We start from the raw sequence: 24,521 nt of genomic DNA, 5'->3' as shown, positions 1-24,521 counted from the left end.
TTGTTGCGCCTGCGATCAAAGCCCGCAGGCGAAATAGGGAGTACAATAGGCCCATATACGCTGTTCCACAGGAAAGCCCATGGCTGTTATTCAAGATATTATCGCTGCACTCTGGCAACACGATTTTGCAGCACTGGCGGACCCTCACGTGGTTGGGGTTGTTTATCTCGTGATGTTCGCCACGCTGTTTCTGGAAAATGGGTTACTGCCTGCCTCATTTTTACCGGGCGACAGCCTGCTGCTGCTGGCGGGGGCGTTAATCGGGAAAGGGGTGATGGATTTTGCGCCGACGATGGTGATCCTGACCTCCGCCGCCAGCCTGGGCTGCTGGCTCAGCTATTTGCAGGGCCGCTGGCTGGGCAATACGCGGGTAGTGAAAGGCTGGCTGGCGCAGTTGCCGCATAAGTATCACCAGCGCGCGGCCTGCATGTTTGATCGCCACGGCCTGCTGGCGCTGCTCGCCGGACGTTTCCTGGCCTTTGTGCGCACCCTGCTGCCGACCATGGCGGGCATCTCCGGGCTCTCTAACCGCCGCTTCCAGTTCTTTAACTGGCTGAGCGCGCTGCTGTGGGTCGGCGTGGTGACCACCTTCGGCTATGCCCTGAGCATGATCCCGTTCGTGAAACGCCACGAAGATCAGGTCATGACCTTCCTGATGATCCTGCCGGTGTTCCTGCTGGTGGCTGGTCTGGTGGGTACTATCGTCGTGGTGATCCGTAAGAAATACTGTCGCGCCTGACAGTAATACCCCTCACCCTAACCCTCTCCCCATAGGGGAGAGGGAACGTGAACACCCTACCCCTGCATCATTCTGATCCGCGCCGCGTCTTCCCCTGGCGTCACCCCGAAATAACGTTTGAACTCCCGACTGAACTGCGACGCGCTTTCATAGCCTACCCGCAGCGCCGCCGCGCTGGCTTTCATCCCGTCGTGGATCATCATCATCCGCGCCTTGTGCAGGCGGTAGCTCTTGAGATATTGCAGCGGTGAGGTGCTGGTCACCGATTTGAAGTTATGGTGGAACGCCGAGACGCTCATATTGGCCTCGGCCGCCAGCTGATCGACGCTCAGGTTTTCGGTGTACTGGCTCTCGATGCGCTTCAGCACCCGGCTGATGAGGCTGAAGTGGGTCTGCCGGCTGACCAGCGCCAGCAGCGCCCCGCCGCCCGGTCCCAGCAGCACGTGGTAGAGGATCTCACGAATAATTTGCTTTCCGAGAATGCGCGCATCCAGCGGGCGCTCCATCACGTCCAGCAGGCGCTCAATGGCGCAGAGGATCTCATCCGTCAGCGTGGCGGAGTTGATCCCGCTTGCCGCCATCGACGGGCAAAACAGCTCGTCCTCGCCAATATCCATCAGCAGCTCCTGCAGCTGCAGGATATCCACATTCAAACGAATACCTGCCAGCGGCACGGCTTCTGTCGCGAAGGTTTCACATTCGAAGGGTAAAGGTACTGTCAGGAGCAGATATTCGCGCGGGTCATAGCGGAATACACGCTCATTGATATAGCCAATTTTATGCCCGGAAAAGAGAAAAATGATACCAGGCTGATACATCACCGGCGTGCGGGTGCCGGGCTGGGTACCGTACAGCAGACGTACATCCGGCAGCAGTTCACTGAGCTTATTTGCATTATCTTTCAGCCTGTTAATTTGCGCCGTTAGCTGCAGGCAGGTTTCATCGCGGTTCATCTTTGCTCAATCCGGGTAAGGTTTCCGACGTTTGCAGTGTGCGCGGTTTTTCGCAGTTTCTCCAGCACCCTGTAGAAATGGGCAAGACAACGGCAGAAATGTGCATTGAGAGGATCGCTGGTGCTCGCCACAATGGGCACCATCAGTTAGCCCGGTATTTTCACCCACCTAAGGGAACGAACAATGAACAATTTCAATCTGCATACCCCGACCCGCATTCTGTTTGGTAAAGACGCTATCGCCGATCTGCGCGAGCAGATCCCGGCCGATGCCCGCGTGCTAATCACCTACGGCGGCGGCAGCGTGAAGAAAAACGGCGTGCTGGATCAGGTCTATAGCGCCCTGCAAGGTCTGGACGTGCGTGAGTTTGGCGGCATTGAGCCGAACCCGTCTTACGAAACCCTGATGAACGCGGTGAAAATCGCCCGCGACGAGAAGATCACCTTCCTGCTGGCAGTGGGCGGCGGCTCGGTGCTGGACGGCACCAAGTTTATCGCTGCGGCGGCCCACTACGCTGACGGCATCGACCCGTGGCACATCCTGCAGACCGGCGGCAGCGACATCAAAAGCGCCATCCCGATGGGCTCCGTGCTGACCCTGCCTGCTACCGGCTCTGAATCCAACAAAGGCGCGGTGATCTCCCGTAAAACCACCGGCGACAAACAGGCCTTTATGAACGAGCACGTGCAGCCGGTATTTGCGGTGCTGGATCCGGTTTATACCTACACCCTGCCGCCGCGTCAGGTGGCGAACGGCGTGGTGGATGCCTTTGTTCATACCGTTGAGCAGTACGTTACTTACCCGGTGAACGCCAAAATTCAGGATCGTTTCGCCGAGGGCATTCTGCTGACCCTGATCGAAGACGGCCCGCTGGCCCTGCAAGAGCCAGAGAACTACGACGTGCGTGCCAACGTGATGTGGGCCGCGACTCAGGCGCTGAACGGCCTGATTGGTGCCGGCGTGCCGCAGGACTGGGCCACCCACATGCTGGGCCACGAGCTGACGGCGATGCACGGTCTCGATCATGCCCAGACCCTGGCGGTGGTGCTGCCTGCGCTGTGGAATGAAAAACGCGACACCAAGCGCGGCAAACTGCTGCAGTACGCTGAGCGCGTCTGGGGTATCACCGACGGATCGGACGACGAGCGTATCGATGCCGCTATCGCCGCGACCCGTAACTTCTTCGAGCAGATGGGCGTGCCAACGCGTCTTTCCGGCTACGGCCTGGACGGAAGCTCCATCCCTGCCCTGCTGGCGAAACTCGAAGAGCACGGCATGACCCAGATCGGTGAGCATCACGACATTACCCTCGACGTGAGCCGCCGTATTTACGAGGCTGCTCGCTAAGCGATTTTGCGCGCTTACCTTTCGTTTTTCGGCATTTAGGCCAGGCTTAATGCACATACGCCACCAGAGGATTACCTCTGGTGGATGTCCCATGAAGGAGGAAAGATGGCAAACCAAACCGTAATCAAGCTTCAGGACGGCAACGTAATGCCCCAGTTGGGGCTCGGCGTATGGAAAGCCGGTAACGACGAGGTCGTGTCCGCCATTCACAAAGCACTGGAAGTCGGCTATCGCTCTATTGATACCGCAGCCGCCTACAAAAATGAGGACGGCGTGGGCAACGCGCTGGCCAGCGCCGGTGTGTCACGCGATGAGTTATTCATCACCACCAAGCTGTGGAACGACGACCAGAAACGTCCAGCGGAAGCACTCCAGGAGAGCCTGGACAAGCTGCAACTCGATTTCGTCGATCTCTATCTGATGCACTGGCCGGTTCCGGCAATCGATCACTATGTTGACGCCTGGAAAGGGATGATTGACCTGCAGAAAGCCGGGCTGGTGAAGAGCATCGGGGTCTGTAATTTCCAGGTCCACCATCTGCAGCGTCTGATTGATGAGACGGGCGTCGCCCCGGTGATTAACCAGATTGAACTGCACCCGCTGATGCAGCAGCGTCAACTGCACTCATGGAATGCGACCCACAAGATCCAGACCGAATCCTGGAGCCCGCTGGCACAGGGCGGCGAAGGGGTCTTCGATCAGAAAATCATCCGCGACCTGGCCGATAAGTACGGCAAAACCCCGGCACAGATTGTCATTCGCTGGCATCTGGACTGCGGCCTGGTGGTGATCCCGAAATCCGTTACTCCAGCGCGTATCGCAGAGAACTTCGCGGTGTGGGATTTCCGTCTGGATAAAGATGAGTTAGGTGAAATTGCGAAGCTGGATAAAGGCAAGCGTTTAGGCCCGGATCCGGACCAGTTTGGCGGGTAATTGCGTTTAAAAAGCCGGGTGGCGGCTTCGCCTTACCCGGCCTACGGTTAAAGGTGTTGTAGGCCCGGTAAGCGCAGCGCCACCGGGCATTTTTACAGATTTAACCGAGCTTACGTTTTACATTTTTTTTCGCCGTCGCCCCTGCGTTCGAACGCTGGTGCACAATCGGGGTGTGCTTGGTCAGCGCCGGGCGCGTATTGCGATTCTGGCGACGCGCTTCGCGCATCTCATCCAGCGTTGGCGCAGGTACCAGGCAGTCACGACGCGAGCCGATCAGGTGCTTTTTACCCATCTCTTCCAGCGCCTGGCGGATCAGCGGCCAGTTAGCCGGATCGTGGTAGCGCAGCAGGGCTTTATGCAGGCGACGCTGTTTGTCTCCCTTCGGCACCACCACATCTTCACTCTTGTAACCAATCTTACTCAGCGGGTTCTTGCCGGTGTAATACATGGTGGTCGAGTTCGCCAGCGGTGACGGGTAGAAGTTCTGCACCTGATCCAGACGGAAGCGGCGCTGTTTCAGCCACAGGGCCAGGTTCACCATGTCCTCATCACGCGTACCCGGGTGCGCGGAGATGAAGTACGGGATCAGATACTGCTCTTTCCCGGCCTGTTTGGAATAGGTATCGAACAGCTCTTTGAAGCGATCGTAGCTGCCCATCCCCGGCTTCATCATCTTCGACAGCGGGCCTTCTTCAGTATGCTCAGGGGCAATCTTCAGGTAGCCGCCCACGTGGTGGGTCGCCAGCTCTTTAATGTAGCGCGGATCTTCCACGGCGATGTCGTAACGCACGCCGGAAGCGATAAGGATCTTCTTGATGCCCTTCAGGTCGCGGGCGCGGCGATAGAGGTTGATCGTCGGCTCGTGGTTGGTGTCCATGTGCTCGCAAATGCTCGGATAGACACAGGAGAGACGACGGCAGGTCTGCTCCGCACGCGGCGACTTACAGCGCAGCATATACATGTTGGCCGTCGGGCCACCCAGATCGGAGATCACGCCAGTAAAACCCGGAACCGTGTCGCGAATAGCTTCGATCTCGTTAACAATCGACTCTTCGGAACGGCTCTGGATAATACGGCCTTCGTGCTCGGTGATGGAGCAGAAGGAGCACCCGCCGAAGCAGCCGCGCATGATGTTGATCGAGAAGCGGATCATCTCATAGGCCGGAATGCGGCTGTCACCGTATGAAGGGTGCGGCACACGCTTGTACGGCAGGGCAAAGACGCTGTCCATCTCTTCGGTAGAGAGCGGGATGGCTGGCGGGTTGACCCAGATATAGCGCTCGCCGTGCTTTTGCATCAGCGCACGGGCACAGCCCGGGTTGGTTTCGTGGTGCAGAATTCGGGAAGCGTGAGCGTAAAGCACTTTGTCCGCTTTGACTTTCTCAAAGGACGGCAGCAGCACGTAGGTCTTTTCCCACGGCTTCGGACGCGGCGGCTGAACGGTGATCGCTTTAGCTTCGGCTTTCTTCGGCTCGACGGGCTTATTATCGGCACACGGCAGATCGTCGCCATACGGGTGCGGGATCGGGTCGATTTTGCCTGGCATATCGATGATACGGGAATCCACCCCGCTCCAGCCCGGCAGGGCCTCTTTTACCATGATCGCGGTGTTACGCACATCGCGGATGTTGCCTACCGGCTCGCCCTGAGAGAGACGGTGCGCCACTTCCACCAGCGGACGCTCACCGTTGCCGAAGATCAGCATGTCGGCTTTGGAGTCCACCAGCACCGAGCGGCGCACGGTATCAGACCAGTAGTCGTAATGGGCGGTACGGCGCAGGCTCGCTTCGATGCCACCCAGGATGACCGGCACGTCTTTCCATGCTTCTTTGCATCGTTGGGTGTAGACGAGCGTCGCGCGGTCCGGACGCTTGCCCGCCACGTTATCCGCGGTGTAGGCATCGTCGTGACGCAGTTTGCGGTCGGCGGTGTAACGGTTGATCATCGAGTCCATGTTGCCCGCGGTGACGCCGAAGAACAGGTTCGGTTTACCGAGGCGCATGAAGTCCTCTTTGCTGTTCCAGTCCGGCTGGGCAATGATCCCGACGCGGAAGCCCTGGGCTTCAAGCATACGACCGCAGATCGCCATGCCAAAGCTCGGGTGATCGACATAGGCATCGCCCGTCACCAGAATAATGTCGCAGCTGTCCCAGCCAAGTTGGTCCATCTCTTCGCGGGACATCGGCAGGAACGGCGCCGGTCCAAAGCAGGCCGCCCAGTACTGGGGCCAGGAGAAGAGGTCACGATCCGGCTGGATCAGGGAAATTGCGCTCATAATGCTTCCGAAGAAAAAATAGACAAAAGGAGCGGGATTATACGCTGGAACAATGTGGGAAATGAAGGAGTATTGTGCGGGGTTTTTAACGCCGGGTGGCGGCTTCGCCTTACCCGGCCTACAAGCCCGTAGGCCGGGTAAGCGCAGCGCCACCCGGCACGTTCTACGGTGCCGGATTGACCAACATTTGTCCTACCGAGCCCCTGTCCATCATCTCCAGCGTCTGGCTGTGGAACAGGAACGGGAAGTGCGGCCAGGAGGGCTGACTGTAATAGACCAGCAGTTCAACCTGCCCGTCGACCCAGACGGTATCTTTCCAGCCCCGGTCTTCCGGGAACGGCATGGCGCCGTTGACGTTGCGCACCAGGAACTTCACCCCTTCGATATGGAATGACTGCGGCATGTCGGCGCGCACCGTCCAGCGCTCCCAGGTGCCCTGCTGGGCGGTGATATCAATGCGGTTCACATCCCACAGCTGGCCGTTAATGCCCGGATCGTCACCGAGGCTGATATCCCGGCTGCGCACCGGCGTCCCGCTCAGAACCTCGTCCGGCAGCAGGCGCATCGGCAGGGTATCGGTCACCAGCGGCAACAGCCCGGTTGGTCGCAGGGTCAACACCAGGGTCGACACCAGAATGCTCGAGGGTTCAAAGAAGCCGCGCAGGCGGTCAACGATGCTCGCCGCCTCGCCGCAGGTGATCGACACTTCATCGCCGTTGGTCATATCCACCAGGATTTCGCGTCGCTCGCCCGGCGCCAGCGCCAACTGCTTAACCGGTACCGGGGCCGGTAAGAAGCCCTGATCCCCGGCAATCACGTGCAGCGCCCGGCCATCGCTCATCTGCAGCTGATAGCGGCGCGAGTTGGACGCATTCAGCAGGCGCAGGCGCACCCAGCCGCGGGAGACTTCGACATACGGGCTTTGCGCGCCGTTCACCAGCAGCGTGTCACCGACAAAGCCGCCGCTGCCCGGCTCGCTGTACTCCGGCGTACCGAAATTATCCAGCCGCTTGTCCTGAATGATGATCGGGAAGTCGTCGACCCCATAGTGATTCGGGATCGGCAGAGATTTGCTGACCTCATCTTCCACCAGCCACATCCCCGCCAGGCCGGTATAGACCTGCTGCGCGGTGCGGTTAGGTGTGTTGGCGTGATACCAGAGGGTGGCGGCGTTCTGGCGAATCGGCAGAACCGGCGCCCAGTCGGCGCTCGGGGACATCATGCGAGGCGCGCCGCCCAGCAGCGGGCCCGGCACCTGCAAACCGCTGACGGTCATGGCAACGTTCTCCGCCAGACGGTTGCTGTAGATCAGTTTGACGTCATCGCCGCTCCAGACGCGCACGGTCGGGCCAAGATAGCGCCCGTTAATGCCCCAGACGTTAGCCCGCGTCCCCTGGGTGAATGACCAGTGGGAGCGCTGTAACGTCAGGAACAGCGGCTGACCACGACGGGACTCGAGTAACGGCGGGATGGGCAGCGGCTGTTGCTGCCCGGCGGCGTTTGCCCTCAGCGGAACCGCACCTGCACAAAGGGCGATACCCGATGCCTGAATAAACTGACGGCGACTGAGTGACATATTAGCTCCATGGATAAACGTACTAACAACGCGGGAATTCGTTTTCCCTTCAGGCCGGCTTAAACCCTGCCAGCGGCTTCGCGCTCTGCGACTTCTTTATCGAGCTCAGCGATTTTATTCAGCATTAATTCGCGGCAATGGGCCGCCAGCTCACGCACCTGATCTTTGCCATATTTACTGACATCGACCGGCGGCAGCATCTCGACGATCACCAGGCCGTTACGCAGGCGGTTGAGGTTAATCTTATTCGATGTGTTGGAAACACACACCGGAATAATCGGTACACCTGCCGCAATTGCGGCGTGAAACGCGCCAGTTTTGAACGGCAGCAGGCCGCGACCGCGGCTGCGGGTCCCTTCCGGGAACATCCAGATGGAGATCCTGCGCTTTTTGAAGTGGTTCACCACCTCGGCAATGGTGCCGTGCGCTTTGGCGCGGTTGTTACGATCGATCAGCAGGTTGCCGGTCAGCCAGTAGAGCAGGCCAAAGAACGGCACCCACAGCAGGCTTTTTTTGCCCACGGTCACGGTTGGCGGCTGGACAATTTTGGCGGCGGTGATCATATCGTAGTTGTTCTGATGGTTACCGATATAGATAGCGTTGCCGTGCTTCTCTACCCCTTCCGGCAGACGCGTCTCGACTTTCACACCAAACAGCGGCCCCAGACGGGCAAACATGTGGCCAAAGGTGGCAACGTGCTTTGGATTGCGCGGGCTGAACAAGCAGTAAATACAGCCGAAAATACAGACCAGAATGCAGTAAATCACGGCAAGAATGGAACGAACAATTAATAGCATAGCGACCTCAAAAACCCCTGACAGCTGACGATTATACTGCAACTGTAAGCGGGTAACTCTTTTGTTTTTATAACGGATGTTTTACGCGAGACCCCCTCCTGAACGGAGGGGGAGGTGCTCTGTTACGCTTCGTTATCGCCCGCTTTAACGCGGTGCGGCGAGTCGATCTCCACGCGTTCAATGCGTTGCAGGCCACGCATCAGCGACCCTTTGCGTCCACGTTCGCCGACCACTTTCTGCAGCTCTTCCGGACGCATTTTGATTTTGCGTTTGCCCATGTGAATGGTCAGAGTGCTCTGCGGCGGCAGAATAAAGAGGTGCGCCAGGCTGTCTTCGCCTGCGGCCGCGTCCGCCGTCGGGATGTTGATGATCTTGTTGCCCTTCCCTTTCGACAGCTGCGGCAGATCGCTCAGCGGGAACATCAGCATGCGGCCTGCGGCGGAGATCGCCAGCAGCATATCGCTCTCGTTTTCAATCACCAGCGGCGTCATGACCCGGGCGTTTTCCGGCAGGCTAATCAACGCCTTGCCCGCGCGATTACGCGATACCAGATCGTTAAAGGTACAGATGAAGCCGTAGCCCGCATCGGAGGCCAGCAGCAGCTTCTGCTCATCGCTTTCCATCAGCATGTGCTCAACCGTGGCACCCGGCGGCAACGTCAGCTTGCCGGTCAGCGGCTCGCCCTGCCCGCGCGCCGACGGCAGCGTTATCGGATCGATGGCGTAGCTGCGTCCGGTGGTGTCGATAAAGGCCACCGGCTGGTTGCTCTTACCCTTAACCGCGGCTTTGAAGCTGTCCCCCGCTTTGTAACTCAGGCCCGGGGCGTCGATGTCGTGACCCTTGGCGCTGCGTACCCAGCCGCTTTGTGACAGCACGATGGTCACCGGCTCGGACGGCAGCATGTCATGCTCGTTCATCGCTTTCGCTTCTTCGCGCTCGTGCAGCGGAGAACGACGCTCGTCACCGAAGGCTTCGGCATCCGCCTGCAGCTCTTTCTTCAGCAGGTTGTTCATCTTACGGTCGGAGGCGAGGATCGCCTGCAGCTGATCGCGCTCTTTTTCCAGCTCATTCTGCTCACCGCGGATCTTCATCTCTTCCAGTTTGGCGAGATGGCGCAGTTTCAGCTCGAGGATCGCTTCAGCCTGGGTTTCGCTGATGCCAAAGCGCGACATCAATGCCGGCTTCGGCTCATCCTCGGTACGAATGATCTCGATCACTTCATCGATATTGAGGAACGCCACCAGCAAACCTTCAAGGATATGCAGGCGCTTAAGCACTTTTTCCAGACGGTGATTCAGACGACGGCGCACCGTATCCCGACGGAAGGTCAGCCATTCGGTGAGGATCTCCAGCAGGTTTTTCACCGCCGGACGACCGTCGAGGCCGATCATGTTCAGGTTGATACGGTAGCTTTTTTCCAGATCGGTGGTGGCGAACAGGTGGTTCATCACCTGTTCCATGTCCACGCGGTTAGAGCGCGGCACGATCACCAGACGGGTCGGGTTTTCGTGGTCGGATTCGTCGCGCAGGTCATCTACCATCGGCAGCTTTTTATTGCGCATCTGGGCGGCGATCTGCTCCAGCACTTTCGCGCCGGAGACCTGGTGTGGCAGCGCCGTGATCACCACCGCGCCGTCCTCTTTGGTCCACACCGCGCGCATGCGCACCGAGCCGCGACCGTTCTCGTAGATTTTGCGGATTTCCGCGCGGGAGGTGATGATCTCCGCTTCGGTCGGGTAGTCCGGCCCCTGGACGATATCCAGCAGCTCATCCAGCGAGGTTTTCGGCTGTTCAATCAGGGTGATCGCCGCTTTCGCCACTTCACGCAGGTTGTGCGGCGGGATATCCGTCGCCATCCCCACGGCAATGCCGGTGGTGCCGTTCAGCAGGATGTTCGGCAGACGCGCAGGCAGCATTTTCGGCTCCTGCATCGTACCGTCGAAGTTTGGTACCCACTCCACGGTGCCCTGGCCCAGCTCGCTGAGCAGCAATTCGGCATATTTAGAGAGGCGGGATTCGGTGTAACGCATCGCCGCGAACGACTTCGGATCGTCCGGCGCACCCCAGTTCCCCTGGCCGTCGACCAGCGGATAGCGGTACGAGAATGGCTGGGCCATCAACACCATCGCTTCATAACAGGCGCTGTCGCCGTGCGGATGGTATTTACCCAGCACGTCACCGACGGTACGGGCGGATTTTTTAAACTTGGCGCTGGCATTCAGACCCAGCTCAGACATCGCATACACGATGCGGCGCTGAACGGGTTTCAGCCCATCACCGATAAACGGCAACGCCCTGTCCATGATGACGTACATGGAGTAGTTCAGGTAGGCGTTTTCCGTGAATTCATGTAGCGCGAGGCGCTCTGCCATATCGCTCATTAAATGGGATTCCTCAACTCAGAAACCAGTTGGTTTCAGGCAATATTGCCGCAGATACTACCTTATCTGGCGAGTCGAGTCACAAAGAAAAAGGGGCCGAATAGCGGCCCCTTCCCGGGTTATTTGCTGAGCTTGATAACCTGTTTCACGTCGATTTCGAAATCGTTCCACTCTTTATCGACCTTGCCCTGCAGCTCAACCTTATCCTGCGGGGAAATGGTCTGGCCGTTCCAGTGTTTGTTGTCGATCTCAACGTTCACCGTGCCGCTCTCATCGCGGAAGGTGTAGCGGTCGTCGGACAGGCGCTCGGTGATGTTCCCGCGCAGTTTTACCCAGCTGTCGTCCTTCAGATCCTTGACCTTGGCGGCGGTGGTGAGGTTGGCGTCGTTATCGACAAAACCGCCCTGCTGGGTTTGCGTCTGGGTTGCCGTCGCTGACGGGCCGTTGAACCCGCCCTGAGCAGCAAACACCGGCGCGGTGGTGATCATCATGATGGCAGCAATCGCAGCATATTTTTTCATCTTAACTCTCCCTTTAATGTCGTTTCGCAATCCATTAAACAGGGTAAACCTTAACAACTTCTTAAGCGGAAAATTTAAATTTTTTTACTGTACAGCCGGGCGTGACAGAGGGTTTACTGGCCGCAACAGGGAGGGAACATGCGCATTTTACTGGTAGAAGACGACAAGCTGATCGGCGACGGTATCAAGGCCGGGCTGACAAAACTGGGCTTCAGCGTGGACTGGTTCACCGAGGGTGAAACCGGCAGAGCGGCGCTCTACAGCGCCCCCTATGACGCGGTGGTGCTCGACCTGACCCTGCCCGGCATCGACGGGTTGCAGATCCTGCGTGAATGGCGGGAACAGGGCCGCAGCGAGCCGGTACTGATCCTCACCGCGCGGGATGCGCTTAACCAGCGCGTCGAGGGGCTGCGTCTCGGGGCCGACGACTATCTCTGTAAACCCTTCGCGCTGATCGAAGTGGCCGCCCGCCTTGAGGCGCTGGTTCGCCGCAGCCACGGTCAGGCGCACAGCGAATTGCGCCACGGCGGCGTCACGCTCGATCCCACCCGGCTGGTGGCCAGCATTAATGGCGACACCCTGGTGCTCAAGCCGAAAGAGTTCGCCCTGCTGGAGCTGTTAATGCGCAACGCGGGCCGGGTGCTGCCGCGCAAGCTGATTGAAGAGAAGCTCTATACCTGGGACGACGATGTCTCCAGCAACGCCATAGAGGTCCACGTCCACCATCTGCGCCGCAAGCTCGGCAGCGATTTTATCCGCACCGTGCACGGCATCGGTTATACCCTGGGTGATGCATGAAACTGACCCAACGCCTGAGCCTCAAGCTGCGCCTGACGCTGCTGTTCCTCGTCCTGTCGCTGACGGCGTGGTTTGCCGCCAGCCTGGTCGCCTGGCAGCAGACCAGCGAGAAGCTCGATAAGCTGTTCGACACCCAGCAGATGCTGTTTGCTAAACGGCTCCTGACCATGGATCTGGATGAGATCCGCGCCCCGGAGCGGATGCGCGAGGTGCCAAAAAAAGCGAAACACGGGCATCTGGATGACGATGCGCTGGCCTTCGCCATCTACACCCCCGACGGCAAAATGGTGCTTAACGACGGCGAAAACGGGCGCGAGATCCCGTATCACTATCGTCGGGAAGGGTTTGATAACGGCCAGCTCAACGACGATAACGACGACTGGCGCTTCTTATGGCTTACCGCACCGGACGGCAAGTACCGGGTGGTGGTCGGCCAGGAGCGGGAGTACCGCCAGGAGATGGCGCTGGACGTGGTGAGATCCCAGCTCACCCCATGGCTGGTGGCCCTGCCGGTGATGCTGCTGGTGCTAATCGTTCTGTTGAGCCGTGAACTCTGGCCGCTGAAAAAGCTGGCGCAAACCCTGCGCGCCCGCTCCCCCGATGCCACCGACCAGTTGCCGACGCACGGGGTGCCCGCGGAGGTCAGCCCGCTGGTGGAGGCGCTGAATCAGCTTTTCGCCCGCACCGGGGAGATGATGGCCCGCGAGCGCCGCTTTACCTCGGATGCTGCCCACGAGCTGCGCAGCCCGCTAACCGCCCTGAAAGTGCAGACCGACGTCGCGCAGCTCTCGCTGGACGACCCGCAGGCGCAGGCGAAAGCCCTGGACCAGCTACACGCCGGGATCGACCGGGCATCAAGGCTGGTTGAGCAGCTCCTGACGCTGTCGCGCCTGGATTCGCTGGAAAATCTGGACGATGTCGAACCCCTTAAGATGGCCGATTTACTCCAGTCGGCGGTGATGGATATCTATCACCCGGCGCAGCAGGCCGGAATCGAGATCCGCCTCCATATTCACGACCCGCAGGTCACCCGCACCGGGCAGCAGCTGCTCCTGAGCCTGCTGGTGCGTAACCTGCTGGATAACGCCGTGCGCTACAGTCCGCGCGGCAGTGTGGTGGAGGTGACGCTGGATACCCACAGCTTTACCGTACGCGATACCGGCCCGGGTATTGCGCCCGAGGCCCTGGCGCGGATCGGGGAGCGTTTTTATCGCCCGCCCGGCCAGGATCAGACCGGCAGCGGCCTGGGTCTGTCGATCGTCAAGCGCATTGCCACGCTGCACCGGATGCAGGTTTCTCTCCGCAACGGGCAGGATGGCGGGTTTGAGGTCAGGATCGGCTGGTAAGGGATTATTGCCGTTTCAGCAAAAGACTTTGCACATTTTGCTAATTTCACCGCACCGCTGTCGCGCGTAGAATGGCCCTCAGACTCGCTACTCTGAGGACAACGTAATGAGCAATATTCTGATTATCAACGGCGCGAAAAAATTCGCCCACTCTAATGGCCAACTGAATGACACCCTGACCGAGGTCGCGGACGGCTTCCTGCGCGACGCCGGGCATGATGTTAAGGTCGTGCGCACCGACGGTGAGTACGATATCCAGGCCGAAGTGCAGAACTTCCTCTGGGCTGACGTGGTTATCTGGCAGATGCCTGGCTGGTGGATGGGCGCGCCATGGACCGTGAAAAAGTACATGGACGACGTCTTTACCGAAGGTCACGGCGCGCTGTATGCCAGCGACGGCCGCACCCGCTCTGATGCCTCGAAGAAGTACGGCTCCGGCGGCCTGATTCAGGGGAAAAAATATATGCTCTCCTTGACCTGGAACGCCCCGATGGAGGCCTTCACCGACGAAGATCAGTTCTTCCACGGCGTGGGCGTTGACGGTGTGTATCTCCCATTCCACAAGGCCAACCAGTTCCTGGGGATGGAGGCGCTGCCGACTTTTATCACCAATGACGTGATCAAAATGCCGGATGTGCCACGCTATATCGCAGAATATCGCAAGCATCTCGCGGAAATTTTTGCTTAACTGGTGGCATGTTATCAGGAGAAATGACCATGCTTACCGTTATTGCTGAAATCCGCACCCGCCCAGGTCAACATCACCGTCAGGCGGTGCTGGATGAGTTTGCGAAGATTATCCCGACCGTTTTAGAAGAAGCAGGCTGCCACGGCTACGCGCCAATGGTGGATACCGCCGCTGGCGTCAGCTTCCAGACCACTGCCCCGGACTCCATCGTCATGGTTGAGCAGTGGGAAACCGTGGCCCACCTCGAAGCGCACCTGCAGACCCCGCACATGAAAGCGTGGAGCGAGGCGGTGAAAGGTGATGTTCTGGAAACGCATATTCGTATTCTTGAGCCCGCGTCTTAATAAAATCCGATTCAGTCTTCTTCGGACCGGGGAAGACTGAATACCTGCCATCTGCCTGCTATGCTTATTCTGAATTCATATCTTACAGGAGATTCAGGATGGGAATTTTTAACTTCGTTAAAGAAGCCGGTGAAAAGCTGTGGGACAACCTGACCGATCACAAAGGTCAAAGCGATAAAGTCTCTGAGCATCTCAAAAAGCTCAACATACCGGGCGCTGAAAAGGTGCAGGTCAACGTCAACGACGGTAAGGCCGTGGTGACCGGTGACGGGCTCACTCAGGAACAGAAAGAAAAAATCCAGGTCGCGGTGGGGAATATCGCGGGCGTCAGCGAGGTGGAGAACACCATCAACGCCACTGACACCCAGCATGAGGCCACCTACTATACGGTTAAATCGGGCGACACCCTGAGCGCCATCTCCAAAACCGTCTACGGCGACGCGTCGAAATACAACAAAATCTTTGAAGCCAACCGCCCTATGCTCTCCAGCCCGGATAAAATTTATCCAGGGCAGACGCTGCGTATCCCTGAAGCCTGATAGCAACGCACAGAGAGAACAGGATGAAGATAGCCTGCCTGGGCTGGGGCTCATTGATATGGAAAAGCGGCTCACTCCCCGTCGCCGGGGAGTGGCACACCGACGGACCGTCGCTGCCCATCGAATTTTGTCGGGTCAGCGACGGCGGTGAGCTGGCTACCGCCATCTGTATGAATGCCCCTGCCGTGCCGGTGCTCTGGGCGTGGCTCAACGCGGAAACGCTGAGTGTGGCCTGTCAGGCCCTGCGCGAGCGCGAAGGGATCCCTGAGGAGCGCTGCGACGGCATCGGCTCGCTGCCGATCGCCGGTCGCCACACCGGCCTGCTCTCGGGATGGGCGGTGGAGAGAGGCATCGAGGCGGTGATCTGGACCGGATTGCCACCGCGAAGCGCCTCGCTGGAGGGACGGGTACCCACCGTGGACGAAGCCATTGTTTATCTGGACAGTCTGAGCGGTGAGGCCCGCCAGCACGCGCGGGACTATATTGATCAGGTGCCGCAACAAATCGACACCCCCTATCGGCGGGTCATTACTGAAGTGCTGGGGTGGTGATAAGCGCACCCCAGCGCTTTTCTTACCAGTATAATTTCCAGCTTTGCGTAAAGCGCACCAGCGCCTCAACGTAGAAGTAATCCCCCCAGCTGGCACACTCATCCACCCCCTTGTTGCTGGCGAGATGATAAACCGAGTGCTTGAGCAGGCCGTTGCCCTTCTCCTCTTTACCCATCAGATAGTGCTTCGTCAGCGAGGACATGATCCCTTTCGCCCACGCCAGATAGCGCTCGCGATCCGGATCGGTTACCGGCAGGTGCTTCACCAGCTCCAGCAGGCCACATACCGCAATCGCCGCCGACGACGAATCGCGCAAGGCATCGGTGCCCACCAGGGCCAGATCCCAGTGACAGACGTGATCCTCCGGAAGCCGGTTGAGGAAGTAGTTCGCCAGCCGTTTTGACAGGGCGATCATCGTCGCGTCGCCGGTATAGATGTAGCTCAGCAGGAAGCCGTAAATCCCCCACGCCTGGCCGCGCGACCAGCAGGAGTCATCCGCATAGCCCTGCTGGGTGTTGCCGTAGCGCGGCGCGCCGGTCACCACATCCATATAGTAAGTGTGGAAGGTCGAGGCATCTTCACGGATCAGGTAAGTCGCGGCCTGCATCACGTGGGCTCTGGCGGCTTCGGCAAAGCGTGGATCCCCGCTCTGCTCGGTTGCCCAGTAGAGCAGCGGCAGGTTCATGTTGCAGTCGATGATCATCCGCCCGGCCTGCTCCGGATCCGCCAGATCCCCCCACGCCTGGATAATCTTCGCTTTCTCGTGGAAGCGCTCCAGCAGCGCTTCGGCGGCCAGCAGCGAGAAGCCGCGCGCCTCGCGGCTGCCGGTCAGACGCCAGTCCGCCACGCAGGAGAGCGTGTAGAGGAAGCCGAGATCGTGGGTGTTGGTGTCATTGCGCCCGGCGATGCGCAGGCCAAACGAGCGGGTGTGTTTCTCGGCCATGGCGCGGAATTTCTCCTCGCCGCTCATCTCCCACGCCAGCCACAGCTGCCCGGTCCAGAAGCTGGTAGTCCACTCGACGTTTTCCGTCAGCGGGTAAAATCCGTCCTTGCAGGTTTCCGCCGGGAACTGTTCACCGAACTCCGTTAAATGACGGCTAATCAGATCGAGGACATGGCTGCGCGCCGAGCTTAATTCATCCCGGAAGGCGCGTTCATCCACGGGCGCGGGAATATCGGCCAGACGTTCCTCGGTGATATGACTTAACATAATTCGATTCCTTCTTTGACGGCGTAAATTAGTGGTGTTCTGCAACGTTCAGCGTTTTAGCCCCGCGCCATTTGCTCTGGCAGGCGGATAAGGTAAACGCAGAAATAAGGGTAAAGGTCAGCGCCGTGGCGCCCATGATGATATAGGTCTGCTCGAAGCCGATGCGGTCATACATATACCCGGCAGGTGACGACACCACGACGTTGCCGACGTAGAGCATCGCCTGGTAGCCCAGCAGGTACATGGTGGCATTCACGCGTTTATCGAAATGCTCGGCGATATATTTAAATACCGACACCAGCAGGAGACAGATTTCCAGACCGTACAGCGGTTTCAGCACCGAAATTAACAGGTGCGAGTCGCACATCCCGGAAATAATCAGTCGCGCGCCGACAATCAGGCCGACGATTAACAATCCACGCTTAGCCCCGATAAAGTTCACGAACAGCGGGATCACCATATACATCACGAATTCCATCCCCGACTGCACGGTACCGAGATAGCCAAACACCGCGTTGCCCTGGTGAATATCATCGAAGAAGGTGACGAAATAGCGGGAGAACTGCTGCTCGGCGATAAACATCATCCACGCCACGCCCGCCACGTACAGGCAGAAGGCCCAGAACTTGCGGCTGCGCAGTAAGGCATAGACATCCGCCGGGGCGATTTTCTCTTTGGCCAGCACCTCACCGGCATGCTCGGAGTTGGTGTTCACCTTCAGGTTCAGCAGGACAATCAGCATAATCACCGATGCCACGCTGCCCATAATAAAGTTGTAAGAGGGAGAGAGGTTAAACAGCAGGCCAGAGAACGACGACGCCACCGCCCAGCCCAATGAACCCCACATGCGGATCTGACCAAACTCCATGCCGTTCAGGCGGCTGAAACGGTCGGAATAGGATTCGCACGCCGCCACACCCGCGTACCAGGCGAAGCTTAAATAGAGCGCGCCGATAATAATCCCCAGCATGGTGTTGGACATTAATAGCGGCTGATAAACGTAAATAAAGAACGGCGCCATCAGGGCGGACATCGCCACTACAAAATAGAGCAGGTATTTGCTCATGCCGATCTTATCCAGAATATAGCCGTAGATCGGTTTGAGAATAACGGAGAAGATGCCGTTCACCGCAAAGACGGTGCCGATCACCGACCCGCTGAGATTAGCTTTTTGTCCAAGCCAGATCGCCAGCAGACCAATACTTGCCGACCAGGTAAAGAAATAGAGAAAGATAAAACTGCTGATTTTGTAATATTCAGTTTTGTTATTCATACCATCCTCGCCGATATCCAGGGTAAGGGCTTTATAAAATGAACGACAGCTGACGTTCGCTTCCAGGTGCGCGAATCACCACCTGGTTATTGTTGATTTGCAGTTGGGGGCTTTCCGCCCGGTTTTTATTCTCAGCCGAGGCCATCACCGCGCAGCACAGCCAGCTTTCGCCCTGCGGGAGGGTGCTGGTGAGCACGGGGATGGTGGCGCACCCGGCAAACATGATGCTGCTGTTCGGTGGCGTCACCACGCTGTCCGGCTGGCGGCTGATGGCAGGCGAAAGATCGACGATGGCACTGCTGCCGTTATCGGCGCTCAGGTAACTGCCCCGCCCATGAAGCTGCGGTTCGGTCTTCATCACCGCGAAGCCACCCTCAACCGTTTGTAAGGTGCGCGCGCTGGTGATGCGATGCAGACGCAGATGCCACTCGCCGAACGGCACCAGCCAGCTATCAATGTGAACGTCATGCCACGGCGACCAGCGCGAGAAGATGTAATTCTCGTCCACACGTACCGTCTCGCACTCGCGGCGTCCGCGGAAGTAGTTATCGCCATCGGCCAGCAGCAGCATCGAATCACAGGCGGCGTGCTTGAGGCCGAAGCGTCCGCGCTCAATGGTGAAACCAAACCGGCTGGAGTAGGCAAATTTGGTGTATTTCGCCTCGGTGTTGACGTAGTTGTTCAGCTCCAGCTGTCCGGCGGTAAGCAGGGTCACATGGTCGGTGTGGATAAGGATCTGCTGGGCATGGTGAATGACGCGCTTCTCAGCAAGCGCAGGCAGCGGCTGCTCGTCGGCCTGCCAGAACGGATGGCTCTCCGGCAGGGCCAGGATCAGGTACGTTTTCAGCGCCCAGTACGGCGAGCCGGGGGAGTTATAGTCCTCGCACATCGCCAGATTCGGGTAGGCAAACCCGAGGGTCAGGATCCCGTCGCGATCGGTTATCGGCTGCTGCTGCCACCAGCGCAGATGACGGAGGATAATCCCCTTCACAATACCTGGCGTGAACACCTCCAGCCCGGAGAAGGCCACTGCGCTCCAGAAGGCGACCATCGCGAAGCGGTAGGTCAGGCTGCGGCCAAAAGGCACCGAAGCGCCATCCGCAGCGGACATATAGATAAAGTCTTCGGCAAACAGACGCGAACGCTGGCGCAGCACTTTCGCCCGCGCCTCATCCCCGCTCAGGGTAGCGTAGATCAGGCCGTAGAAGTGAAACGCCATCGAGATGTAGTAATCCTTTGGCCGACCCGGGCCGTCGGAGTACCACCCCTCCCCCAGATAGTAGGCATCCATCATCGCGAAGCGGCGATCGATGGCCTGTTGATCATACGGCAGTCCGGCACGCTTAAAGCCCAACTGCACCATGATGGCGAAGTAGTTCCAGTTGCTGTCCGGCATCGTCGCGTCGGTGATTTGGTTCAGCCACGCGTGCAGGTTCATCAGCTCGCGTTCACTAAACCGCTCAGTGAGTTTGTCCTGCAGCAGCGCCAGCCCGAGGCCATAGGCCGCCATCTCCACCAGTCGCTGATCGTAAGGCCCGGCTTCGCCCCAGTAGCCTGCGCTTTGCGGGTCGGTGCCCTGCTTAATGGCGGCGATGTATTTGTCGCTGAACGGCGTGCTGTCGCCCGCGGCCAGCAGAGGAAACAGTCCCCACAACACCCGGGAGAGCCCCTCCATCTGCGCGACATCCGTGGCGTAATGGGCGCTGGTATCCCCCAGCGAAAAGCGGGAACTGCCCGCCGGGAACTGGGTGTCTACCGCCGCCAGCAGGGTATTCAGGGCCGCCACCAGATCCTGGCGGGATGACAACGGATTTGATTTTTCTTTATTTGCCGCGCACATAGGCTGGTCCTCGTAATCAACTGCGGCAAAGAATAGTTAATCAGTGAGGGGCAGAAATGTTACCCGGGTCACAGGAGTGAGAGATGAATAAACAGGCAGTTAAGGAAATTTAAAAAGGTGGTTTATAAAGAAGCAGGAAAAGGGAAAAGTTGAGTTTTATTGCACTATGCGCGAGACACCGACGGCGGAACACCTTGAGCTGATTGCCCTGAACGATACCATCGTGTCGTTCAGCCGCCTGTTTGCCAACACCGTGCGCTACCACCACTGGCACCAGTGTCTGGAAATTCTCTATGTTGAAGAAGGGTTTGGCGTGGCGATTGTCGATAACCGCCACTACACCATGCGCCCGGGACGGCTGTTTTTCTTTCCGCCTTTTACCCTGCACAAGGTGATGGTCGACCCGCAGGCCGAAGCGAACTACCGGCGGACCATTATTCATCTCGATCAGCATGCGGTTCTGAAGGCGCTGCGCGATTTTCCCCAGACGCAGCAGCGGCTGCAGAAGCTGTCCCGGCGCGGAGGCGAAGCCTGGGTGGCGGATATGGCGCACTGCCACAGCCATCTCGATCATCTGTTCAGCTGCTATCCGCCGCCGATGAACAGCGAGCGCGTCGCCAGCCTGCTGATCGGTCTGTTTGCCATGCTGCCGCCCGATGACGAAGGCCAGCCCGGTAACAGCAAGGGGATCGCCAGCCAGGTGATGTTCTGGCTGGATGAGCATTACCAGCAAAAGTTCAGCCTCGATGCGCTGGCAGGCGAGCTGGGGAAATCCCGCAGCTACGTGTCACGGAAGTTTCATGCCGAAACGGGGGAGAAAATTCACGATTACCTGAATACGTTGCGCCTGCGTAAGGCCTGCGAGAGTTTGTTGCACAGTGAGGCGAGCGTGCGGGAGATTGCCGCGCGGGTGGGGTTTTCGGATGTGACGTATTTTATTAGCGCATTTAAAAAGGGCATCGGAGAGACGCCCTTGCAGTACCGGAAGAATCATGCGGCCTGAGGAGATGCCGGGTGGCGGCTACGCCTTACCCGGCCTACAAAACCTGTCGTTATATCAACCTTCGATATCCGCCAGGTCGCCCTTCTCCTGCAGCCAGTTGCGGCGGTCTTCCGAGCGCTTCTTGGCCAGCAGCATATCCATCATCGCGTTGGTCTGTTGCTCGTCTTCATCGCTGATGGTCAGCTGCACCAGACGGCGGGTATTGGGATCAAGGGTGGTTTCACGCAGCTGGAGCGGGTTCATCTCGCCCAGCCCTTTAAAGCGCTGCACGTTCGGTTTGCCCTTCTTGCGCTTGAGTTGTTCCAGCACGCCCGCTTTCTCTTCTTCCGTCAGAGCGTAATAGACCTCTTTGCCGAGATCGATACGGTACAGCGGCGGCAATGCCACGTGAACGTGACCGTTTTTCACCAGCGCACGGAAGTGCTTCACAAACAGCGCGCACAGCAGGGTGGCGATGTGCAGGCCATCGGAGTCCGCATCCGCGAGGATACAGATCTTGCCGTAACGCAGCTGGCTCAGGTCCTCACTGTCCGGATCGATACCGATCGCCACGGAGATGTCGTGCACCTCCTGCGAGGCCAGCACCTCATCGGAAGAGACTTCCCAGGTATTCAGGATCTTACCCTTTAGCGGCATGATCGCCTGGTATTCACGATCGCGCGCCTGCTTGGCCGATCCGCCTGCGGAATCCCCTTCCACCAGGAACAGCTCGGTGCGGTTCAGATCCTGCGCGGTACAGTCCGCCAGCTTGCCCGGCAGCGCAGGGCCGCTGGTCAGTTTTTTACGCACCACTTTCTTCGCCGCACGCAGACGGCGCTGGGCGCTGGAAATGGCCATTTCGGCCAGCATCTCTGCGGCCTGTACGTTCTGGTTCAGCCACAGGCTGAAGGCATCTTTCACCACGCCCGACACAAACGCCGCACACTGGCGCGAGGAGAGACGCTCTTTGGTCTGCCCGGCAAACTGCGGGTCCTGCATTTTGACCGACAGCACGTAGGCGCAGCGATCCCAGATATCTTCTGCCGACAGCTTCACGCCGCGCGGCAGGATATTGCGGTATTCGCAGAACTCGCGCATCGCGTCCAGCAGCCCCTGGCGCAGGCCGTTAACGTGGGTCCCGCCCTGCATGGTCGGGATCAGGTTGACGTAGCTTTCGGTCAGCAGCTCGCCGCCTTCCGGCAGCCACAGCAGCGCCCAGTCCACCGCTTCCGTATCACCGGCAAAAGTCCCGATAAAGGGTTTTTCCGGCAGGGTTGGCAGACCGTTGACCGCTTCGCCCAGGTAGTCGTTCAGACCGTCCTGGTAGCACCAGCGCTGCTCGCTGTTGTTGACCTCGTCCTTGAAGGTGATCTCCACCCCAGGACAGAGGACCGCTTTCGCTTTCAGAATGTGCGTTAAGCGCGAGACCGAGAAACGCGGGCTGTCGAAGAAGCTCTCGTCCGGCCAGAAGTGGACGCTGGTGCCGGTATTGCGTTTACCGCAGGTACCGATCACCTTCAAATCCTGCACTTTGTCGCCGTTCTCAAAGGCGATGTTGTACACCTGGCCGTCGCGGCGCACGGTGACTTCAACCCGTTTTGACAGGGCGTTGACCACGGAGATACCTACCCCGTGCAGGCCACCCGAGAACTGGTAGTTTTTGTTGGAGAACTTGCCGCCCGCATGGAGACGACAGAGGATCAGCTCCACCGCCGGGACACCCTCTTCCGGGTGAATATCCACCGGCATGCCGCGACCGTCGTCGATGACTTCCAGCGACTGATCGGCGTGCAGAATAACGTCGACGCGTTTGGCATGGCCCGCCAGCGCTTCGTCGACGCTGTTATCAATTACTTCCTGGCCCAGATGGTTTGGGCGCGTGGTATCGGTGTACATCCCCGGACGGCGGCGAACCGGCTCAAGCCCGGTGAGTACCTCAATGGCATCAGCGTTATAGGTTTGCGTCATGATTTAAACTAGCAATTCGCAGCGATTGTCAGAGGCTGTGCAGACCAAGAAAATCGACAATCTGGGTGAAATGATCCTCAAAGCCCGTGAAGGCATGATTACCGCCCTCTTCTATAGTCTGGCGGCAGGAGGCGTAGTACGCCACCGCCTGGCGGTAATCCAGCACTTCATCACCCGTCTGTTGCAGCAGCCAGATAAGATCTGGTGCTTCCAGCGGGTCAATCTGCATAACTTTGAGGTCGTAAATATGGCGTGACTCTAGCACATATTGCTGTCCGGTGTAGGGGTTCTCGTTGTGCCCCAGATAGCCCACCAGCAGCTCAAAAGGCCGCACCGCCGGATTGACCACCACCGCAGGTACCATGAAGCACTGAGACAGCCAGGTGGCGTAATAACCGCCGAGGGATGACCCCACTACACCAAAGGGCTCGCCGCCGTGCTCCAGGACAATCGCCTCCAGCATGTCGGCGGCCTCGGCCGGGTATGGCGGCAGCTGCGGGACGATCATCTCGACGTGGGGATGATGCACCTCCAGCCACTGTCGAAACAGCGTTGCTTTTGCGGAGCGCGGGGAGCTGTTGAACCCGTGCAGATAAAGGAGCGCAGACATCAGTAGCCTTCTGACGCAGTATCCGGGCGGAACTGCGTGCTTTGCAGGCGGCAGACTTCGGTCGTTAACGAGCCGTCAGCATGCAGTTCCAGCCAGCGCCAGCCAGGCGCAATGGTATCTAAGGTGAAGTTCGCACAGTGCGGTTTGAACTGCACGCAGGTAGAGGGCGTAGCCAGCAGGCGACGACCGTTCCAGTCGAGATCCAGCTCCTGGTGAATATGGCCGCAGAGTAAGTTATTCACCCGCGGGAACTTCATCAGCACCCGATCGAGGGCAGCGGAGTTACGCAGGCTGTGTTGATCGAGCCAGCTGCATCCTGCCGGCAGCGGATGATGGTGCAGTAAAAGCAGGGTATGACGCTCAGGATTGGCCTCAAGTTTTGCTTCGAGCCACTCCAGCTGAAACTCGCTCAGCTCGCCGTGCGGCACGCCGAAAACCTGGCTGTCGAGCAGCATAATTTGCCAGTTGTCGCCCGTGTGGACCCGTTTCGCAGGCGAAATCCCCGCATCCTGAAGCGCGCTATACATTGAAGGTTGAAAATCGTGATTACCGGGTAACCAGACACAGGGCGCGTTAAAGCTCGCGATACCTTCAGCAAAATGCTGATAAGCCGCGGAGGTTTGATCCTGCGCCAAATCGCCCGTGGCGACAATCAGATCGCACTCGCGCTTCTGGGCATGAATGGCTTCCAGAACAGCCTGATAACTCTCCCAGGTATTCACACCTAACAGGGTTTCATGCTTATTGGCAAACAGGTGAGTATCAGTAATTTGCAATACCCTGACTGGCGCCCCACCAGCAACAGTCAGGTTCAACAGGCTTTCCAAATGGTGTCCTTAGGTAGGTTTAC

General features: G+C 58.6%; 22 protein-coding genes. 10 read left to right on the top strand and 12 right to left on the bottom strand.

What is annotated here, in order from left to right; all coding sequences use genetic code 11:
• Positions 1–79 precede the first annotated feature (79 nt).
• Positions 80–739, top strand: coding sequence for a DedA family general envelope maintenance protein YghB (yghB, locus tag LG383_RS00400; RefSeq protein ID WP_106995818.1), 660 nt, complete (start codon positions 80–82; stop codon positions 737–739).
• 56 nt (positions 740–795) lie between these two features.
• Here the strand turns inward: yghB and LG383_RS00395 are convergent, their stop codons facing one another.
• Positions 796–1,692 carry an AraC family transcriptional regulator gene (locus tag LG383_RS00395; RefSeq protein ID WP_106995819.1) on the bottom strand — a complete coding sequence of 299 codons (897 nt, stop codon included), beginning with the start codon at positions 1,690–1,692 and terminating at the stop codon, positions 796–798.
• 183 nt (positions 1,693–1,875) lie between these two features.
• On the opposite strand from LG383_RS00395, the gene yqhD reads away from it, so the two are divergent.
• Both yqhD and dkgA read left to right on the top strand, forming a co-directional pair.
• Entirely contained in the window at positions 1,876–3,039 is a 1,164-nt protein-coding gene (gene yqhD, locus LG383_RS00390) for an alcohol dehydrogenase (protein WP_225758077.1), read from the top strand.
• A gap of 105 nt (positions 3,040–3,144) precedes the next feature.
• Positions 3,145–3,972 (top strand): 2,5-didehydrogluconate reductase DkgA, encoded by an 828-nt coding sequence (gene dkgA, locus LG383_RS00385; RefSeq protein WP_225758076.1) that lies wholly within the window; start codon positions 3,145–3,147, stop codon positions 3,970–3,972.
• A gap of 100 nt (positions 3,973–4,072) precedes the next feature.
• Here the strand turns inward: dkgA and LG383_RS00380 are convergent, their stop codons facing one another.
• From LG383_RS00380 to LG383_RS00360, 5 genes are all read right to left on the bottom strand, one after another.
• Positions 4,073–6,247, bottom strand: a complete 2,175-nt coding sequence (locus LG383_RS00380; protein ID WP_225758075.1) for a YgiQ family radical SAM protein — start codon at positions 6,245–6,247, stop codon at positions 4,073–4,075.
• A gap of 163 nt (positions 6,248–6,410) precedes the next feature.
• Entirely contained in the window at positions 6,411–7,823 is a 1,413-nt protein-coding gene (ftsP, locus tag LG383_RS00375; protein WP_225758074.1) for a cell division protein FtsP, read from the bottom strand.
• Between the two features lie 59 nt (positions 7,824–7,882).
• Positions 7,883–8,620: a 1-acylglycerol-3-phosphate O-acyltransferase gene (plsC, locus tag LG383_RS00370; RefSeq protein WP_106995824.1), complete on the bottom strand. Its 738-nt coding sequence runs from the start codon at positions 8,618–8,620 to the stop codon at positions 7,883–7,885.
• A gap of 122 nt (positions 8,621–8,742) precedes the next feature.
• Positions 8,743–11,001 (bottom strand): DNA topoisomerase IV subunit A, encoded by a 2,259-nt coding sequence (gene parC, locus LG383_RS00365; protein WP_225758073.1) that lies wholly within the window; start codon positions 10,999–11,001, stop codon positions 8,743–8,745.
• Between the two features lie 119 nt (positions 11,002–11,120).
• Positions 11,121–11,522 (bottom strand): YgiW/YdeI family stress tolerance OB fold protein, encoded by a 402-nt coding sequence (locus LG383_RS00360; RefSeq protein WP_106995826.1) that lies wholly within the window; start codon positions 11,520–11,522, stop codon positions 11,121–11,123.
• Positions 11,523–11,660: 138 nt separating this feature from the next.
• Between LG383_RS00360 and qseB the strand changes: the two genes are divergently transcribed.
• The 6 genes from qseB (at position 11,661) to LG383_RS00330 (ending at position 15,788) form a co-directional block, all read left to right on the top strand.
• Positions 11,661–12,320, top strand: a complete 660-nt coding sequence (gene qseB / locus LG383_RS00355; RefSeq protein WP_225758072.1) for a quorum sensing response regulator transcription factor QseB — start codon at positions 11,661–11,663, stop codon at positions 12,318–12,320.
• Positions 12,317–13,666 (top strand): quorum sensing histidine kinase QseC, encoded by a 1,350-nt coding sequence (gene qseC, locus LG383_RS00350; protein WP_225758071.1) that lies wholly within the window; start codon positions 12,317–12,319, stop codon positions 13,664–13,666. The genes qseB and qseC overlap by 4 nt, the downstream gene beginning before the upstream one ends.
• 106 nt (positions 13,667–13,772) lie before the next feature.
• A complete protein-coding gene (locus LG383_RS00345) occupies positions 13,773–14,354 on the top strand; it encodes an NAD(P)H-dependent oxidoreductase (protein ID WP_166184023.1) in 582 nt (193 codons plus the stop codon).
• Between the two features lie 29 nt (positions 14,355–14,383).
• Positions 14,384–14,698: a putative quinol monooxygenase gene (locus LG383_RS00340; protein ID WP_225758070.1), complete on the top strand. Its 315-nt coding sequence runs from the start codon at positions 14,384–14,386 to the stop codon at positions 14,696–14,698.
• A 98-nt stretch (positions 14,699–14,796) separates the two neighbouring features.
• On the top strand, positions 14,797–15,237 hold the full coding sequence (gene lysM / locus LG383_RS00335) for a peptidoglycan-binding protein LysM (RefSeq protein ID WP_106995830.1): 441 nt from the start codon (positions 14,797–14,799) through the stop codon (positions 15,235–15,237).
• A 23-nt stretch (positions 15,238–15,260) separates the two neighbouring features.
• Positions 15,261–15,788 (top strand): hypothetical protein, encoded by a 528-nt coding sequence (locus LG383_RS00330; RefSeq protein WP_106995831.1) that lies wholly within the window; start codon positions 15,261–15,263, stop codon positions 15,786–15,788.
• Positions 15,789–15,810: 22 nt separating this feature from the next.
• Here LG383_RS00330 and LG383_RS00325 read toward each other — a convergent pair whose 3' ends face one another.
• The 3 genes from LG383_RS00325 to LG383_RS00315 are packed head-to-tail and all read right to left on the bottom strand — an operon-like array spanning position 15,811 to position 20,111.
• Positions 15,811–16,998 carry a glycoside hydrolase family 88 protein gene (locus tag LG383_RS00325; protein ID WP_225758069.1) on the bottom strand — a complete coding sequence of 396 codons (1,188 nt, stop codon included), beginning with the start codon at positions 16,996–16,998 and terminating at the stop codon, positions 15,811–15,813.
• Positions 16,999–17,026: 28 nt separating this feature from the next.
• On the bottom strand, positions 17,027–18,271 hold the full coding sequence (locus LG383_RS00320) for an oligosaccharide MFS transporter (RefSeq protein WP_225758068.1): 1,245 nt from the start codon (positions 18,269–18,271) through the stop codon (positions 17,027–17,029).
• A 31-nt stretch (positions 18,272–18,302) separates the two neighbouring features.
• Positions 18,303–20,111 (bottom strand): DUF2264 domain-containing protein, encoded by a 1,809-nt coding sequence (locus LG383_RS00315; RefSeq protein WP_225758067.1) that lies wholly within the window; start codon positions 20,109–20,111, stop codon positions 18,303–18,305.
• Positions 20,112–20,277: 166 nt separating this feature from the next.
• On the opposite strand from LG383_RS00315, the gene LG383_RS00310 reads away from it, so the two are divergent.
• Positions 20,278–21,114, top strand: a complete 837-nt coding sequence (locus LG383_RS00310) for an AraC family transcriptional regulator (RefSeq protein ID WP_225758066.1) — start codon at positions 20,278–20,280, stop codon at positions 21,112–21,114.
• Between the two features lie 54 nt (positions 21,115–21,168).
• On the opposite strand, the gene parE is transcribed toward LG383_RS00310, so the two are convergent.
• From parE to cpdA, 3 genes are read right to left on the bottom strand one after another with little or no spacing between them, the layout of a single operon-like run.
• Positions 21,169–23,061, bottom strand: coding sequence for a DNA topoisomerase IV subunit B (gene parE / locus LG383_RS00305; RefSeq protein ID WP_225758065.1), 1,893 nt, complete (start codon positions 23,059–23,061; stop codon positions 21,169–21,171).
• A gap of 28 nt (positions 23,062–23,089) precedes the next feature.
• Entirely contained in the window at positions 23,090–23,671 is a 582-nt protein-coding gene (gene yqiA, locus LG383_RS00300; RefSeq protein WP_106995837.1) for an esterase YqiA, read from the bottom strand.
• Entirely contained in the window at positions 23,671–24,498 is an 828-nt protein-coding gene (cpdA, locus tag LG383_RS00295) for a 3',5'-cyclic-AMP phosphodiesterase (RefSeq protein WP_166184037.1), read from the bottom strand. Before cpdA ends, yqiA begins: the two co-directional genes overlap by 1 nt.
• Positions 24,499–24,521: the final 23 nt, after the last annotated feature.

The organism is Leclercia sp. Marseille-Q4284, assembly GCF_916618945.1.
Lineage (GTDB): Bacteria > Pseudomonadota > Gammaproteobacteria > Enterobacterales > Enterobacteriaceae > Enterobacter > Enterobacter tamurae.
This window is presented reverse-complemented; position numbering and strand designations above follow the sequence as displayed.